This is a genomic window from Kitasatospora sp. NPDC053308 (genome assembly GCF_055585785.1).
This window is the reverse complement of record NZ_JBVJJY010000016.1, coordinates 80,063-96,188: the sequence shown is the minus strand read 5'-3', so window position 1 is coordinate 96,188 and position 16,126 is coordinate 80,063. Positions and strand designations below refer to the sequence as shown.

11 protein-coding genes are annotated in these 16,126 nt (G+C 73.9%); 5 read left to right on the top strand and 6 right to left on the bottom strand.

Annotated elements, in window-relative coordinates; translation table 11 throughout:
- Nucleotide 1 precedes the first annotated feature (1 nt).
- Nucleotides 2-199 (bottom strand): DUF397 domain-containing protein, encoded by a 198-nt coding sequence (locus tag ACZ6Y7_RS28950; RefSeq protein WP_465760892.1) that lies wholly within the window; start codon nucleotides 197-199, stop codon nucleotides 2-4.
- Complete coding sequence (locus ACZ6Y7_RS28945) at nucleotides 192-1,016, bottom strand: helix-turn-helix domain-containing protein (RefSeq protein ID WP_465760891.1); 825 nt, start codon at nucleotides 1,014-1,016, stop codon at nucleotides 192-194. The genes ACZ6Y7_RS28950 and ACZ6Y7_RS28945 overlap by 8 nt, the downstream gene beginning before the upstream one ends.
- A 137-nt stretch (nucleotides 1,017-1,153) precedes the next feature.
- Here ACZ6Y7_RS28945 and ACZ6Y7_RS28940 point away from each other — a divergent pair, with 137 nt between their 5' ends.
- The 3 genes from ACZ6Y7_RS28940 (at nucleotide 1,154) to ACZ6Y7_RS28930 (ending at nucleotide 3,082) form a co-directional block, all read left to right on the top strand.
- Nucleotides 1,154-1,450 (top strand): hypothetical protein, encoded by a 297-nt coding sequence (locus ACZ6Y7_RS28940; protein ID WP_465760890.1) that lies wholly within the window; start codon nucleotides 1,154-1,156, stop codon nucleotides 1,448-1,450.
- Nucleotides 1,447-1,953 carry an NUDIX domain-containing protein gene (locus ACZ6Y7_RS28935; protein ID WP_465760889.1) on the top strand — a complete coding sequence of 169 codons (507 nt, stop codon included), beginning with the start codon at nucleotides 1,447-1,449 and terminating at the stop codon, nucleotides 1,951-1,953. Before ACZ6Y7_RS28940 ends, ACZ6Y7_RS28935 begins: the two co-directional genes overlap by 4 nt.
- Before the next feature lie 151 nt (nucleotides 1,954-2,104).
- The gene (locus ACZ6Y7_RS28930; protein ID WP_465760888.1) at nucleotides 2,105-3,082 is read left to right on the top strand and encodes a helix-turn-helix domain-containing protein; all 978 of its coding nucleotides are present in this window, start codon (nucleotides 2,105-2,107) and stop codon (nucleotides 3,080-3,082) included.
- 70 nt (nucleotides 3,083-3,152) lie between these two features.
- Here the strand turns inward: ACZ6Y7_RS28930 and ACZ6Y7_RS28925 are convergent, their stop codons facing one another.
- Nucleotides 3,153-5,222: a trypsin-like serine protease gene (locus ACZ6Y7_RS28925; RefSeq protein WP_465760887.1), complete on the bottom strand. Its 2,070-nt coding sequence runs from the start codon at nucleotides 5,220-5,222 to the stop codon at nucleotides 3,153-3,155.
- A gap of 553 nt (nucleotides 5,223-5,775) precedes the next feature.
- Here ACZ6Y7_RS28925 and ACZ6Y7_RS28920 point away from each other — a divergent pair.
- Nucleotides 5,776-9,858, top strand: coding sequence for a polymorphic toxin-type HINT domain-containing protein (locus tag ACZ6Y7_RS28920; RefSeq protein WP_465760886.1), 4,083 nt, complete (start codon nucleotides 5,776-5,778; stop codon nucleotides 9,856-9,858).
- A 600-nt stretch (nucleotides 9,859-10,458) separates the two neighbouring features.
- A complete protein-coding gene (locus ACZ6Y7_RS28915; protein WP_465760885.1) occupies nucleotides 10,459-13,224 on the top strand; it encodes a hypothetical protein in 2,766 nt (921 codons plus the stop codon).
- Between the two features lie 303 nt (nucleotides 13,225-13,527).
- Here ACZ6Y7_RS28915 and ACZ6Y7_RS28910 read toward each other — a convergent pair whose 3' ends face one another.
- From ACZ6Y7_RS28910 to ACZ6Y7_RS28900, 3 genes are read right to left on the bottom strand one after another with little or no spacing between them, the layout of a single operon-like run.
- Nucleotides 13,528-14,697, bottom strand: a complete 1,170-nt coding sequence (locus ACZ6Y7_RS28910; RefSeq protein ID WP_465760884.1) for an erythromycin esterase family protein — start codon at nucleotides 14,695-14,697, stop codon at nucleotides 13,528-13,530.
- 34 nt (nucleotides 14,698-14,731) lie between these two features.
- A complete protein-coding gene (locus ACZ6Y7_RS28905) occupies nucleotides 14,732-15,262 on the bottom strand; it encodes an NUDIX hydrolase (RefSeq protein WP_465760883.1) in 531 nt (176 codons plus the stop codon).
- Nucleotides 15,259-16,083 carry an alpha/beta fold hydrolase gene (locus tag ACZ6Y7_RS28900; protein WP_465760882.1) on the bottom strand — a complete coding sequence of 275 codons (825 nt, stop codon included), beginning with the start codon at nucleotides 16,081-16,083 and terminating at the stop codon, nucleotides 15,259-15,261. Before ACZ6Y7_RS28900 ends, ACZ6Y7_RS28905 begins: the two co-directional genes overlap by 4 nt.
- Nucleotides 16,084-16,126 lie beyond the last annotated feature (43 nt).

Sequence of the window (16,126 nt, the reverse complement as noted above, 5' to 3'; positions counted from 1 at the left end):
CTCAGACCTCGCCGAATTCGCCGCTGCGGACAGCGGCGACGAACGATGCCCAGGCCTCGGCGCAAAAGACCAAAGCCGGCCCCTCAGGGTCCTTCGAGTCACGAACTCTACCGGGGCATACGTCATCCACCTCGATGCAGCCACCCCCGCCGTTGCTGTAGGTGCTCTTGCGCCACTTGGCGCTGGTTGGGTCATGCATGGTCCAGTTCCTTCCGTGCCTCCCGGATCATGGCCAAGGTGTCCGGCTGGCTGAGCGCGTCGACCTGGAGCCGATCGTATCTGTCGAGCCATCGGGCCACTGTCTCGGCATCTTGTTCCAGGTACCCCCGTTGAAGCGTCTCCGTGTAGCCGACCAAAGCCCGATTCGGAAGAGTCAAGAGCGTGACGGGGTGTGAGAGCGGTCGATCCTCAGCGAGGCTGTACGGGGCAATCTGGATGATCACATTCGGCCGCTCGCTGAGAGTCTCCAGGTGAGCGAGCTGCTTGGCCATGATTGCCCGGCCGCCGATCGGCCGCCGCAGGGCCCCCTCATCCAGAACGACATGGACCATCGTGCCCCTGTCGAGCATAAGTTGACGTTGAGCCAACAAGGCGAGCCTTCCGTCGGCTTGCTCCCGAGTCGCTTCCCCGCGTCGAACGATGCCAGCTTCATAAGCAGCGCTGTAGTCCGGGTGCTGAAGTATGCCCGACACCATGTCCGTGTCGAACAACCTGGCCGTGATCGCTTCGCGTTCGCGGCGCAGGTACTCGGAGAACCCGGGCAGCAGAGCACCGTTCTTCCAACTCCACCACAGCCCCGTCAGAGCACCACCGGCATCGAGGGCATCGTCGACGCGTTCTACGAACTTTAAAGACGGAGCTTGTTTGGCTCGCTCCACATTCGAGATGTAGACGTTGGAGTAACCAACTCGCTTGCCAAGCTCAATCTGCGTCAGTCCCTTTGCCCTGCGTGACCTGCTGATTTGAACTGCCAGCGCCTCCAGCGGCGATGACGTTGGATCAAGTGTTCGGCGCATCAAGATCACCTTTTTTAAAATCGCCTGGGCTAGAGATTTGAAACTCTTCCGATCCTAGAGGAGGCTGAGCCACTCTGGTAGTCAACCGGTCACTCACCGAAACTGCCCATCGGCAACGCTGCTCACGGGAGACCTTCATGTCCGACGCTCAGAATCCTTCATCCCCCTTCCAACTCCACGAGGTGGTGCGGGACTTCAGCAGACCGCAGGACGGGCGGCCGACCGAGGGGGTGTTCGTGGAGGTGTTCCTCGGGAAGGCGGTGCTGCGGCCGCTGGGCGCGACCGGGCCCGAACGGTTGGTGGATCTCGGCATGATCGAGTCGCTGTACCCGCGGGAGTGCGCGCCGGGGACCGGCGGCAAGGCGCGGCGCAGGTCGTTCGACGGGTGGCCGTTCCAGTCCGACGGCACGTCCACTGACGGGGAGCAGAGTTGAGCACGATCCTCAGTAGCGGCAAGCCTCCCGGCCGGCGGTCGGGGCAGCAGGTGTTCGTCCTGCGGGAGGACCCCAGGGGGTCGGGTGACTTCTTCGTCCTCCTGGTCGACTCCGCCCACCACGACGGGTTGACGCTGCCCGGCGGGAGCGCCGAGCAGAACGAGCTCCCGCACTTCGCCGCCCGCCGGCACCTGGAGACGCAGACCGGGCTCGTCCTTCCCCTCCGCACCATCCTCACGGTCGACTACTCCCCCGCGGGCGAACTCCCCGAGTCCCTGGACTTCGTGTACGCGGGCGGGGTGGTCACCGCCCGGCAGGCCGGGGCCGTCCGACCGCACCAGCCGGCAACGGGTATCCGCGCGCTGCACTGGGTGCCGCAGCCCAAGCTGCGGCGGGTGATGGCGGATGCCCAGCTCCGGCGTGTCGAGGACGCCTGGGACGCCTGGGAGCACGGCGCGGGCCTGCCGCTGCTCGTCCGGGGCGTCCCCGTCCCGGTCGGCTGACCGGGACCGGTCCTCCGTGAACTGACCGAACCCATATTGTGCGTGGTCGATGATGTTCGACGGGGAGGCCTTGCCGGCCCGGCGAGGAATGATGATTCAGGGGGGAGCAGCGATGCTCACGGGTGCGGAGAGCGCACTGGGGGACGGGGTCATGACGGCGAAGGACCGTTTCGAGCACTGGCGGGACACGCTGGGGAAGACGCGGGAGTGCGAGGCGACGAGTGCGCACGCGGAGGACTTCACGTGGAAGGCGCGGCGGTCCGATCTGGGGCCGGTGGCGCTGCTGGGGTCGTCGTTCCCGTCGGCGCGTTTCCGGCGCGATGAGCGGATGATCCGGCGTTCCGATCAGGAGCTGTACTACCTGACGCTGCTGACCTCCGGAGTCCACGGGCTCAGGCGTGGCCGCGACCAGGCGGAGACGTTCGGCGTCGGCGACTTCGCCTTCATCGACAGCTCCACCCCGCACGACGTGCGGATATACGCGGACCGGGCCAAGGGCGGGGGCTGTCCGGAAGCCGCCGCCGTGGGGATCGATATCCCCCGCTCGCTGCTGCCGATCCCCGGGCGTCTGGTGCGCGAGTTGCTTGGCCGAAGGCTTCCCTCGAAGGAGGGACCGGGTGCGCTGCTCGCGGAGTTCGTGCTCGGCCTGGACCGGCAGGCCGCCGTCCTGCGGCCGACCACGACGGCACGGCTGGGCACGGTCCTGGTCGACCTGGTGGCCGCCTGGCTCGCCCAGGAGCTCGACGCCACGTCCGTACTCCCGCCGGATGCCCAGCGGCGGGTCCTGGTCGAGAACGTCCGGGCGTTCGTCCGTCACCACCTCCACGACCCCGATCTGACTCCGTCCACGATCGCCGCGGCGCACCACGTCTCCGTCAGCTACCTGCACCGTCTCTTCACGCAGGAGTCGCAGGGCGAGACCGTCGCCGCGTGGATCCGCGGGCAGCGGCTGAAGAAGGCCCATCGCGACCTGGCCGACCCCGCGCTGTGGGCCGTGCCGGTCCATGTCATCGCCGCCCGCTGCGGCATGCTCCGTGCCCCCGAGTTCAGCCGCGCCTTCAAGGCCGCGTACGGGCTCTCGCCCCGGGAGCACCGCCGCCGGGCCCAGCGCGAGCCCGGCGGTGGGTAGCCGCGGAACGCCCGGACCGGTGCGGTGGGCGCCCGGGTATCACTCGGGCGCCCACCTGGTCCGACCGGGGTCAGCCGGTGGTGGTGGCGGTGATGGCCTTCACACCGGTGGCGCCGCCGGGGATCTCGACCCATGGTGTCCACTGGCCGGCGTTGTAGTCGGCGTCGCGGCTGTAGACCTTGCCGTCCTCGTTGACGGCGACGACGTGGACGAGGTTGCCCTCGGCGCTGCTGGAGATGGCCTTGAGGCGGTTGTCGCTGACCTTCTGCCACTGCTGGTCCCAGTAGCCGCGGTCGTAGTGGCCGTAGGTGGTGAACAGGTCGCCGATGCCGCCGATGATCTGGAGGTCGACGGTGTAGCCGCGGGCGGCGGCGGTGATGCCCTGGACGCCGACGGCGCCGCCGGGGATCTCGACCCACGGGGTCCACTGGCCGTTGGTCGGCTTGTCGCGGGTGTAGACCCTGCGGTCGGTGCCGACGGAGTACAGGTGGACGACGTTGTCGGGGGTGGTGGCGCTGCTGAGGTGGTCCGCGGTGTTGTCGCCGAGCTTCACCCAGCCCGCCCACCCGCCGGTGTCGTAGTCGCCGGTGGCGTCCCACACCGTGTTGTCCGAGCCGATGATCTGGAGGCTGACGGTGTTGCCGCGGGCGGTCGCGGTGATGCCCTGGACGCCGGCGGCGCCGCCGGGGACCTCGCGCCACGGGGTCCAGGCGCCGCCGACCTTGCCGTCCTTCGTGTAGACCCGGCCGGCCCCGACCACGAAGACGTGCACGGTGTCGCCGATGGAGACGCTGTCCACCGCGGTCAGCGCGCTGCTGTCGATCGGCGACCACGTGCCGAGCCAGCTGTGCGTCGTGCGGTCCACGGCGGTGTCCCACAGTCCGCTGTTGCCGCCGACGATCTGGACGTGCAGTCCGGCCTTGACCTCCGCCGTGCGGTAGCTCAGCGCCTTGACCCAGGCGCCGAGGTCGTCGACGCGGGTGGCACTCGCGCCGGTGCGGGTCTCGGTCGAGGGCGTGTCCAGGCAGCCGCCCTGCCAGGAGCGGGTGGCGACGGCGGCGAGTTCGGTCGTACCGCCGTTGTCGCGCAGGGCGGGAGCGCCGGCGTCGCCCTGGCACAGCGGCGCCTGCCCGGCGGCGGGCGCGGTGTCGACACCGGCCGCCGTGACCGCGGCGACCGCGTGGGCGGTGGTGTGCAGCTTCGTGGGCACCCACTCGGTGGCGGTGCGGCCGTAGCCGGGGATGCGCAGGTTCTGGCCCGCGGCGGGTGCGGTGGCGGCGAGCACGGCCGGCGTGATGCCCTCCACGGGCTTGGAAAGCCGGGCCATCACGAGGTCACGGTCGGTGCGCGGGACCAGTTCGACCACGTCGACGACCGCGCCGGTGCCGGTGTTGGTGAGATCGGTGCGGCCGATGGTCGCGGTGGTCCTGTCCTTCGGGGCGCCGGCCGTGACGGTGGACAGATCGTTCGGGGTGTCGGTGAAGCAGGACGCCGCCGTCAGCAGCCAGTACCGGTCCACCAGCGTGCCGGTGCAGGAGCGCTTGGTGTCGCCGACGTCGACCTTCGCGGCGAAGGCGAGCGCCGGGTCGGTGGGCGCGGGCGTGGGGGCGGTGGCGGTGGATCCGGTGACGCGCAGTTCGAGGAGCACCGCCCGGCTCTTCGGATCCAGCGACTCGCCGATGCCCTTCGTCCCGCCCGCGGCGACGTCCACCGTCTCGGTGGGCTTCTGGTCCGTCGACAGGCTCGCCCGCACCGACCGGCCGTAGGTGGTGACCCGGTACGCGTCCGGGATCGACAGCGCCAGGTAGCCGGACGCCCCCGGCGCGGCGAAGCAGATCATGTCGTCCGGGTTGGCCGGCTTGGTGATCGCGTTCACCTTGATCTGGAAGCTCCCCGCCTTCCCGCAGTCGGCCAGCGTGATGCCGCCGTCGCCCCGGGTCAGGGTGATTCCCCTCGCCGCCAGGATCTGCGCCGACCCCGGGTAGGCGAAGCCCTCCACCGCGGCCGGGGGCGCCTCCGCCGCCGCGGCCGGCGCAGCACCACCGGGCGCCGCCACGGCGGTACCCCAGCCCGCCACGGTGGACAGGGCGAGAACGGTCGCCGCGGCCGTGACGCCGCGTTTTCCTGCAAGGTTCTTCATGACTCCTCATCTGATCGAGACGCAAACGGGAATGACGGTTGTCCGGTGCGGGAGCCGAGGAATGTGCATCACGCCCGCTCGTGGATGCGGACGCTTTGGTACCGGGTTTCGAAATCAGTGGCTCCCAGCGGATTCTGGCAGGGCGCAACCGAACCTTTTTGGCACTGCGTCGACAGTTCTTGGCACCGCGTCGACTCGTGGAGGCGGCCGGTGGCCGGTGGCCGCTGCCTCCTGCGGAGCCCTGAGCACGCAAGCCCTTCCCGGCGCCGGACCGGCTGGTCGACGAGCCGGACGCACACCAACAGCAAGGCGGCCAAAACGGGCATGTGACGGTTGCTTTCCCAATGCTTGACTCGATCGTCGAAGCGGACTCTCATGGAGGCCCGCCGACTTCGGCGACAATGCGCACGGCCGAGAACCGGGGCTTCAGGGGGACCGCGCAGGCCGTTTTCCGTCATTCGGGAAAACCTCGGACGGCCCCTGTTCCGCGCTGCCCCGGACCGCCCCGTCCGACCCTTTTTGCGAGGAAATCATGAGTTCAGTTTCGACAGGCTTGGGACACCGTGGAAGGAGGGCCGGGCTGAGGCTGCTGTGCCGTACGGTGCTGCCGGCCGCGCTGCTCGCGTCCACGCTGTCCGCCGCCCCGGCGACGGCGGACGGGACGACGCCCGCCCCCGCGCTGACGGACCGCGGGCGAGTGCTGCAGGCGTGGAAGGACGGTGGCCCGAGCGTCAGGGCGGCCGCGGAGATCGCCCTCACCGGGACCACGGACCAGGTCCGGCAGTTCCTCGGCACGCCGCAGAGCCCGCAGGACGGCGAGCTGGCCAAGGCCGAGGCGAAGGACGGCCGGGCGGCCGTCCTGCAGATGGTCACGGTCGGCGGCCCCCGGCTGCGCGCGGCCGCCGAGACGGCGCTCGCGGGCACCGACCAGGACGTCGCCGCGTTCGCCAAGGACGGCTGGAAGGCCCCGTTGGAGCAGGACCAGCGGGTCCTGGTCTCCCAGATCGCCGAAGCCGCCGGCCCGCACACCAAGGCCGCCGCCCTCGCGGCACTGGACAAGCCCGTCGCCGACGTCCGGGCCTTCCTGGACCAGGGCCGCTACCCGCTGCAGGAGAGCGACGACCGGATCCGGGTCTCACAGCTCCTCGAGACCGGTGGCCCCGCGACCAAGCAGGCCGCTCGGATCGCCCTCGACGGCAGCGCGGAGGAGGTCCGCACCTTCCTGGAGACCGGTCAGCACATCGCCGCGGCGCGGGACCAGGAGCACGCGACCATCGAGCAACTGGTCCAGCAGGCGCAGCAGGCCGGTGCGGAGGCGTCACGCCAGAAGGACGCCGCCAAGGAGGCCTCCGACCGGGCTGTCGAGGCCGCCGCCCTCGCGAAGAAGGCCACCGAGGAGGCCGCCGCCGAGACCCTGGCCGCCAAGGACGACGCCCAGCGGGCGACGGCCGCCGCCCGGCGCGCCGCCGAGGCCACCCAGCGCGCCGCCGACGCGGCCCGGGCCTCGATCGCGGCCGCCCGGGCCGCCGTCCAGGCCGCCAACGTCGCCTCGGCGGCCGCCGGCCGTGCCGCGGCGGCCGCTGTCGGGGCCGCCCAGGCCACCACCCGCGCCCTCGCCTCCGCCGCCGCGGGCAAGGTCGACGAGGCCGCTGCCGCTGACGCCACCCGGGCCGCCGCCCAGGCCCGCGCCGCCGGTGCCTCCGCCGACAACGCCTCCAAGGCCGCGTTCCAGGCCCAGTACGCCGCGGAGAAGGCCGCCTCCGCCGTCGCCGACGTGAACGCCGCCGCCGACGCGGCCGACCGGGCCGGCGGTTACGCCGACCAGGCCGGGGCCTCGTCCGCCGAGGCCCGGCAGGCCGCGGCCAGGGCCCGCCGCAACGCGGCCGAGGCGACCCGCTCCGCCAACGCCGCCGCCACGTTCGCCAAGGACGCCGGCCAGGCCGCCGCCGAGGCCCGCGACGCCGCCAACGCGGCCGCCGACCACGCCACGAAGGCCGCCGAGTCCGCACGCAACGCCGCCGCCAACGCCGGCAACGCCACCAACGCGGCCCAGCAGGCCGCCGCCCACGCCGAGAGCTCCCGCCAGGCCGCCGACGACGCCGGCTTCGCGGTCGCCAAGGCCCGCGTGGTCCAGGCCCAGGCGTCACTCGTCGAGGCCGAGAAGCTGAACGCCCGCAAGGCCGACGGCATCGTCCAGGCCCAGGACCTGAAGGCCGAGTCCGACGCCGAGCGGCGCGCGGCCGACGACGCCAAGGCCCAGGCCGAGCGCCTGGACCAGGACGCGGTACAGCTCGCCGCCCGGGCGTCCCAGCCCGGCACCGACCCGGCCACCGTGGTCGCCGACGGCCGCAGGATGGCGCTCGCCGCCCTCAAGGTCCGCGGCCCGTGGGCCAAGGCCGCCGCCGAGTACGCCCTCGCCGGCAGCGACGAGGCCGTGGTCGACTACGTCCGCACCGCCTGGCAGACCTCGGCCGAGCAGGACGATCGAGCCCAGACCCGCTACCTCGCCGACAACAGCGAGTACGACACCGTGCGCGCCGCCGCCAAGGCCGCGCTCACCGGCGACGGCGCCGCCGTCCGTGCCTTCCTCCAGACCGGCCGGCACACCGCGGCGCTCACCCAGTACCGGGTCAAGGTCTCCCAGCTCATCGAGACCGGCGGGCCGCACCTCCAGCAGGCCGCGAAGGCCGCGCTGGAGACCAACACGCCCGAGACCCTCGTCGCCTTCCTCACCCAGGGCCAGTACGACGCCAAGGCGGTGGACGACCGCCTCACGGCCTCCCAGCTCATCGAGACCGGCGGCGCCGAGGTCAAGTCCGCCGCCCAGATCGCCCTGGAGGGCCCTTACCCGCTCCTCGCCGACTTCCTCCAGACCGGCGTGTACCAGGCCCAGCAGCAGGACGGGCTGACCGAGGCACACGTCGCCGCCGTCGACAACGCCATCGACGGCGCCGCCCAGGTCGCCTCGCTGGCCCGGCAGAACGCCGCCCAGGCCGCCCAGGCCGCGGCGGTCGCCGCGGGCGCCTCGGACGCCGCCAACGCCGCTGCCGACCAGGCGCGCGCCGCGGCCTCGGCGGCGGCCGGCTTCGCGCAGCAGGCCAAGACCGCCGCCGACAAGGCCGACGCGTCCGCCGCCAAGGCCGCCGGCTACGCCGCGACCGCCCGCGGTGCCGAGGCCACGGCCGACCGGGCGGCCGAATCCGCGCAGAACTCGGCCACCTACGCGGCGGCGAGCGCGGCGGCCGCGCGCGGCGCCGCCGACATCGCTTACGCGGCGGTCGCCTCCGCGCGCCGGTCCGCCGAGAACGCGGGGAAGAGCCGCGACGAGGCCCGCGCCATAGCGGACGGCGCCCAGCTGGACGCCGTCCGGCAGGCGCACCAGGAGGGCGTGCTCCGACGGATGGCGGAGGACGCGATGGTGGCCACCCTCGACGCCTACGCCGCGGGACCGTACATAGCGTTCTCCCGATACGAACACACTGTCCTCAAGCTTTTCGGCAGGATCCCCGGCGTCCCCGGCCGGATCTTCAACGGCGTCAACTGTGGCTACGCCATCGGCGAGTGGGGCTGGCGCGCCCCGGGCGCCACCGGCGACACCGCCCTCGACACCTGCTCCCGCGTGGTCCCCGGCGGCCACGTCGCCCTCGAGGTCGCCCGGCACTTCGGCTGGGACAAGAACTTCAAGGAGGCCGCCAAGGCCGTCTCGGGCTGGGCGTACGAGAAGGGCGGATTCAGGTTCCTCCTCCGTCCCGACCTCGCGATTCCCCGCTTCAACAGCTTCCCCGCCGGCACCCTCGTGCTGATGGCCGACGGAACGACCCGTCCGATCGAACAGGTCCGCGTGGGCGACACCGTCACGGCCGCCGACCCGCGGACCGGCGTGTCCGGCCCGCGGACCGTCCGGGAGACCGTCTCCAACCCGAACGACACCGAGTTCACCGAACTCACCGTCGCCGGCCCGGGCGGCAGGACGTCCACCCTCACCGCCACCGACAACCACCCGTTCTGGGCGCAGGACACCGGCCGGTGGACCGACGCGGCCGACCTGCGGCCCGGCGACACCCTGCGCACCGACACCGGTGCGGCCGTCCGGATCGTCTCCGTCGAGCACCGGAGCGCTCCCTCCGCCGCCTACAACCTCACCGTCGACGAGCTGCACACGTACTTCGTGCTCGCGGGCGACACGCCCGTCCTCGTCCACAACGACGGGCGGGAGAAGTTCGCCGAGCAGCTCCTCGGCAGGCTTCCCGCGTGGCAGAAGGGCGGCCCGGCCTGGGGGACGGTCATCGTCCAGGGCTGGGAGGGGGACTCCTACCCCCTCGGCGGGGCGCTCCCGAGCGGGGAGGGCGTCGACGCCCAGGAGATCGCCGCCTTCCTGCACTCCGTCGGCCCGGCCAACGGGCTCGTCGAGACGAAGCTGGCCTGGCGGATGGTCAAGAACCGGATGCCGCTCGGGGAGGTCGTCATCAACGACCCCCAGGGTCCGTGCGACGTCGACGGGGACAGGACCGCCTGCCTGAACGCCGTCCGGTCGATCCTCCCCAAGGGCTACACCCTCAGGGTGTGGTGGAAGGACCCCACCGGTGTCATGCGGTCGCAGGACCTGTTCGGCGCGCGTGAGCTGACCTCGGTCTGACCGACCGGCGCGGGCCCGTCGGGAACGCATCCCGACGGGCCCGCGCGTACTGGCGGGCGAGGATGACGCGCCGGTCGGGCGACGGCAAGCCCTCCTATGGGGAGCAGAGTTGAGCACGATCCTCGGCAACGGCAAGCCTCCCGGCCGGCGGTCGGGGGCAGCAGGTGCCCGTCCTGCTCCGGCGTGTCGAGGACGCCTGGGACGCCTGGGAGCACGGCGCGGGCCTGCCACTGCCCGTCCGGGGCGTCCCCGTCCCGGTCGGCTGACCGGGACGGCGGCATCCGCGGTCGCCGCGACGCCGGACCGCCCGCTCCCCTTCCGTTGCGTGGCGGTGCAACGGATGCGGCGGCCCGCGGGTTCACCGTGCCGAGCGGAAACCCGGACCACGGATTTCCCCTGGTCAAAGGAGTTCGGCAGCATCGGAGTTGGGGAGCGCGCGAGGGAATCCGCCTCCGGCCCAGCGGATCGGCCCACCTCCCTTCCGTTCCCGCACCGGATCTGACAGAGTCGTCCGCTATCCGGTGACCGGATGTCGGTGTTCACGGATCGACGGGTGGGGCCGGCAGAGGGCCGGGGGACGTGGTCCGGGGGAGGAATGTGATGCACTGGGTCCGCATCAGGCTGCGCGCCGACCCGGCGGCCGCCCTGCTGATGGCGGCTCTCACCCTGGTGACGGTCTTCCTCGCGGCGGCCTTCCCCCGCCTCGCGGACCGCGGCGCGGACACGGCGCTGCGGGACTTCGTCAGCCAGAAGGGCCTCAACCAGAACAGCCTGCGGACCACCTCCAAGGTCCTCGACGAGGACAAGGCCTCCACCCTCGACCGGGTGCAGCAGGAACTGGCCGAGGCGTTCGGCCGGGAGCTGCCGCTGGCCCGGTCGGGCCAGGCCCACGGCGCCCGCGCCCTGGCCTCCCGGCCCATGGGCAATCCGGGGTACGCCCGGATCTCGGAGTTCGGCCTCCCGGACCTCGGCCTGCTCTACCTGCACGATCTGGCCGACCGGGTCACCCTCACCGAGGGCACCTGGCCGACCCCCGCCGGCCCGGACGGCCCGCTGCCGATCGTCCTCAGCGAGCAGGCCGCCGAGACCATCCGCATCCGGCTCGGTGACGTCATCGACAACGGCGAGGCGGGCCCGGGTGCCGAACGGAGCACCGTGGTGGTCGGCTTCTACCGCGTCAACGACCCGCGGGACCCGTTCTGGGACGACCTGGGCTGCCCGGTCCGCGCCTGCCTGCGGACCGACACCGCCCCCTTGCACGAGCACTGGGGCACCACCGGATTCGTCGGCGGCGACAGCCTGCCCGCGATGGCCCGCTGGGGATCGGGCGGCGAGAACTTCTGGCGGCTGCCCGTCGACCCCGCCGGGCTGCGCGCCGACCGGCTCGACCGCACCCGCTCCGCCCTCGCGTCCTTCCAGACCGGGAGCGGCGCCACGGCGCTCGTCAAGGCGACCGGCCGCCCGGACCTGCGCATCTCCGCCGACCTGACCGACCTGCTCACCCGCGCGAACGCCCGCTACCAGGCGGCTGTGCCGCTGAGCGCGATCGGCCCCGCCGGGGTGGCCGGCGTGGCCGTGGTGGTGCTCTGCCTGACCGCCGCACTGACCGTCGACCGGCGCACCGCCGAGCTCAGTCTGCTCCGGGCCCGCGGCGGTTCGCGCGCCGGGGTGCTGCTGCGCCTGCTCGGCGAGGGCGCGGCGACCGTCGTGCCCGCCGCCGTGCTCGCCACGGCCCTGGCCCTCGACCTGCTGCCCACCCCCCGGTGGGGCTACGCGCTCCTCGCGGCGCTGGCCGCCACCCTGCTCGCCCTGCTGGCCTTCCCGGCCCGGGCCGCCCTGCTGTGGTCGCGCCGGCGATCGCCGGGCGGCTGGCGCCGGGTGGTCGGCGAACTCGCCGTCCTGGCCGTCACCGTCGCGGCCGTGGCGGAGGTCCGCCGCCGCGGCGTCGGCCACGTCCTGACGACCGGGGCGGACCCGCTGCTGGTGGCCGCGCCGCTGCTGCTGGCCGTCACCGGCGGACTGCTGCTGGCCCGGATCGAGCCGGTGGTGGTCGGTTGGCTGGCCGCGCTGGCCGGCCGGGGCCGCGGACTGATCGGCTTCCTCGGCCTGGCCCGGGCCGCCCGCGACACCACGGGCCGGCGCCGGCCGTCCGCGCTGCCGCTGCTGGCGCTGCTGATCGCCGTCACCACGGCCGGTTTCGGCGCCACCGTGCTCGACACCGTCGACCACGCCCGGATGCGCGCCGCACGCCTGTCCACCGGCGGCGACGTCGCCGTCTCCCTCCCGGGCTACGCCACCTTGACCGAGTCGTTCACCCGGGCCGCCGGTGCCCTGCCCGGCGTCCGGGCCGCCACCCCGGTCTGGGTCGAGCCGCAGACCCGCGTCATCGGCACCGACCAGAAGTCCACCGAGGTCTCCCTGGTGATGGTCGTCGATCCGGCGGCCTACGCGCAGATCGCCCGGAGCCTCGGGGCCGGCGGGTTCGACCCGGCGGCGCTCGCCGCCGCCCCCGGCGGCCCGGACACCCCCGTCCCCGCGCTGGTCAGCCCCGACCTGGTCGGGCAACTGGCCGCGGGCTCCTCCCAGGTGCGCACGCCCAACGGCAACGACCTGCGCCTCACCGTCGCCGGGACGCTCACCGCCACCCCCGCGCTGCCGGACCCGGGCAAGCCGTTCGTCGTCGTCCCCGCCGGCCCCGCCTGGGAACGCCTGCCGGACGCCAGGCGGCTGAACGAGTGGTTCGCCGTCGGTGACGTCGACCCCGAAGCAGTCCGGACGGCCCTGCGGGCCGACACCGGGGCCCGGCCGGTCGGTCTGGCCAAGCTGATCGCGGACGACGCCACGGCCGTCGGCAAGGACACCGACGGCCTGCCCGCCGGGTACACCGTGCACAGCAGCCGGGAGACGGCCGCCGCCCTCGCCGACGACCCGCTACAGCACGCCGCCGGACGGCTGTTCCGGTACGCGGCCGCCGCGGGAGCCGGATTCGCCCTGCTGGCCGTCCTGCTGACACTGCTGCGGGCCGCGCCCGAGCGCACCGCCGTCCTCGCCCGGCTGCGGACCATGGGCCTGCGACCCCGCCAGGGCCTGGCCCTGATCATCGCCGAGGCGCTGCCGCACGCCCTGGCGGCGATCGTCGGCGGCGGGCTGGTCGCCCTCACGGCGGCCGCGCTGCTGGGCGGCGCGTTCGACCTCTCCACCCTGGTCGGCGCCACGGTCGGCGACGCCCTGACCCCGGCGCTGGTGCCGGTGCTGCTGCCCACCGCGGGCCTGGCGCTGCTGGCCGGGCTCTGCGTGGTGCTGCAGACGCTGATCGCCGGCCGGCGGCAGATCGCCACCGAACTGCGCGCGGGCGACCGGCCCTGACACCGCCTCGGGGCCGGTGCCCGCCGACGGGATCCCCCGGCCCGCTCCGGGGCACCGCAGCGGGCACCGAAGCGGGGCCCCACGCCGGGACCGAAGCGGGGCACCACGCCGGGCACCGAAGCGGGCACCGCACCGGGGCCGCTTGCCCCGCAGCGAGACCACCCCAACGAGACCACCGGGACCGCCGTCCGCGGCCGGCGCACCGGGCCCGGCGCACCCGGCTCGGCGCACCCCGCTCGGAGCACGGGCCACAGCAGGCCGGGGCCGTGCTCCTCGGGAGGCGAGCCACCGGCGCGCCCGCGCTCAGGGCAGCCAGTGCACCGGGGAGACCTCGCGGATGTGGACGAGGAGGTCGAAGGCCTCGGTCAGGGAGTCGACGGCCAGGTGCTCCACGGCGTCCCGCTCCGGGGTGTAGACGCCGCTGATCACCCGGGCCTTCACCGGCCTGTCCCAGCGGCCGCGCACGTCGTCCTGGCGCAGGTCCAGCCAGTGGGCGGGCAGGTCCGTCGCGCCGAGTTCCGCGTCGACCAGGTCCGCGCCCGGGGCGGGGACGATGGCCACGCCGAGGTCGCCGTGGTGGAAGCCGATCGCCGCGGAGACGTACTGCGCGCCGTAGCGCTTGCGCAGCAGGCTGCCGAGGGTGGCCTGCGGGCCGCGATCCGGGGCCAGGCCCAGCACCGTCTCGCCCGCCGAGGTGTGCGCGATGCCGTCCCAGTAGACGGTGCGCAGGCCGGTCCGGTGCTGGAAGTCGGCGATGAGGTCGGCCCCGACCTCCGCCTCGCCCGCGTAGTTGTTGCGCCCCGCGACACTGCGGTCGTGGAACTCCACGATCAGGCGCATCCGCGCGAGCGCGTCCCCGCCCACCGCCGGGAGGGATTCGACCAACGCGAGGGCGTCGCGGGCGTGTTCGGCGAACGGCCGTCCCGGGTGGACTCCCCGCGCCCGCTGGACGTGCTCGTCGACGGTGTGGGCGGTGCGGATGGGGTCCAGGTGGGCCGTCAGCTGCGCGAGCCGCTCCGGCGCCACCGCGCGCACCTGCTCCAGGACGGCGTCGTAGTCGGCGGGCGCCGCCTGGAGCGGCTTCACGCCGATGATCCGGACCGGGTCGTCCGCGTGGTCGCGGTTGAACGCCCGGATCCACTCCAGGGCGCCGGCCGTCTCCTCGGTGCGCCACGGCCGCCAGGCGCCGGCCAGCGCCTCGGCGGCCGTGCCCTCGCCGCCGGCCACGTACGCGTCGAGGGCCGCGGCGGCACCGGCGCCGTCCTGGACGGCCAGCGCGCGGAAGCCGTGGTCGCGGACCAGCCGGCGGAACAGCTGGTCCCGTATGCCGGAGGTCTCCCGGGAGAAGCGCGTGGACTCCCCCACGCCGATCACCGCGGCCCCGGCGGCCAGTCGGGCGGCGATCTCGTCGAGTGCGGTGTCGGTCAGCGGGAGGACGGGCTGACGGCTGCTGGTTGCGGTGTCGTTCGGCATGCCGGCCAGTCTGGTAGTTCAAGTCGACTTGAGGTCAAGCGGTTCGGTCCCGCTCTCCGGAACCCGCCCCCGCCCCGCCCAGCAGGCCGAGCACGCCCGGCGCGCGGCAGGCCGCGGCGCTGTCGGCCGGCTCGCCCCGGCGCAGGACGCGGGTGCGGAACTCCTCCAGGGCGAGGGGAACGACGTCGATGGACTCGGTGCGCTCGGGCCGCGGTTCGGCGGCCTCGACGCCGTCGGTGGCGAAGAACGCGTAGCGCCGGGCGCCGGAGCAGGCGTCGTGCCAGGACGGCCCGGCGGGGCGGATCCGGCCCCGGTACCCGGTCTCCTCCAGCGGCTCCCGGGCGCCGGCGCCCGCCGCCTGCTCGCCGGGTTCGAGGAAGCCGCCGGCAGTTCGTCCGGCACCCGGCCCGGTACCGGCCGGTACCGGCGGGCGAGGACGACCCGCCGCTCGGACGTGAGGGCGGGCACCGCGGCCGGCGGGCGCGCCGCGGCCCCGCGCGTTGCGGAAGGAGCGCGCGGGGCCGGGAGGTTGGAAGTCGGCGGCCGGCGGTCGGCCGGGGATCACACCCGGTGCGCCGGACCGCGCGCGACGGTGGTGAGGAAGTCCAGGACGAGGGGCCCGGCCTGGGCGCGGAACTCCTCGAAGTAGGCGTGCCGGGCGCCGGGGATCATGTGCAGCCGGGCGCCGGGGATGCGCTCGGCGAGCAGGGGGGCGTTGGCGGCGGGGTTGAGCAGGTCGTCGCTGCCGTGGACGACCAGGGCGGGTGCGGCGATCGCCGGCAGGAGGTCCCAGGCGTCGTGCCGGTTGCTGGCGACGAGGTGGTGGCGGCGGGCGTGGGCGGGCATGTCGGGGTCGCCGAGGGTGTGGTGCGGACCGGGGTGCGAGTCGAGCCACCGGGGGGTGTACATCAGCTCCAGCAGGGCCTGCCGGGCGGCGCCGGGGCGGGTCTGCGCCAGGGCCCGGCGGACGTCGTCGCCGCGTTCGACGCCGTGCGGGCCGCCGGGCGAGGTGCAGCCGAGGACCAGGGCGCCGACCCGGTGCGGGTGGCGGGCCGCGAGCTGCTGGGCGACCCGTCCGCCCATGGACGTGCCGTAGACGTCGGCCCGGTCGATGCCGAGTTCGTCGAGGACGGCGACGACGTCCCGGGCGAACAGTTCGGTGCTGTACGGGGTGTCGGGCTTGTCGCTGTCGCCGGTGCCCCGGTAGTCGAGGGTGAGGGTGCTGCGGGCGGGGTGGAAGTCGGCGCGGACCGCGTCCCACCAGTGGTGGTTGTTGGCCTGGCCCGCCAGCAGGACCAGCGGCGGGGCCGGGTGGCCGCCCTGGCCGTGACCGCCCTGGAGCTGGTAGGCGATGCGGACGCCGTCCGGTGTCGTCGCGTACGTCATCGGCCCCGGTTCCCCCTCGTTCCCGTGTCGGCGGCCAGGCTAC

Excerpts from the sequence above, each read along its gene's own strand:
- ACZ6Y7_RS28950 (WP_465760892.1), bottom strand. The coding sequence starts at position 199 with ATGCATGACCCAACCAGCGCCAAGTGGCGCAAGAGCACCTACAGCAAC.
- ACZ6Y7_RS28945 (WP_465760891.1), bottom strand. The coding sequence starts at position 1,016 with ATGCGCCGAACACTTGATCCAACGTCATCGCCGCTGGAGGCGCTGGCA.
- ACZ6Y7_RS28940 (WP_465760890.1), top strand. The coding sequence starts at position 1,154 with ATGTCCGACGCTCAGAATCCTTCATCCCCCTTCCAACTCCACGAGGTG.
- ACZ6Y7_RS28930 (WP_465760888.1), top strand. The coding sequence starts at position 2,105 with ATGACGGCGAAGGACCGTTTCGAGCACTGGCGGGACACGCTGGGGAAG.
- ACZ6Y7_RS28925 (WP_465760887.1), bottom strand. The coding sequence starts at position 5,222 with ATGAAGAACCTTGCAGGAAAACGCGGCGTCACGGCCGCGGCGACCGTT.
- ACZ6Y7_RS28915 (WP_465760885.1), top strand. The coding sequence starts at position 10,459 with ATGCACTGGGTCCGCATCAGGCTGCGCGCCGACCCGGCGGCCGCCCTG.
- ACZ6Y7_RS28910 (WP_465760884.1), bottom strand. The coding sequence starts at position 14,697 with ATGCCGAACGACACCGCAACCAGCAGCCGTCAGCCCGTCCTCCCGCTG.
- ACZ6Y7_RS28900 (WP_465760882.1), bottom strand. The coding sequence starts at position 16,083 with ATGACGTACGCGACGACACCGGACGGCGTCCGCATCGCCTACCAGCTC.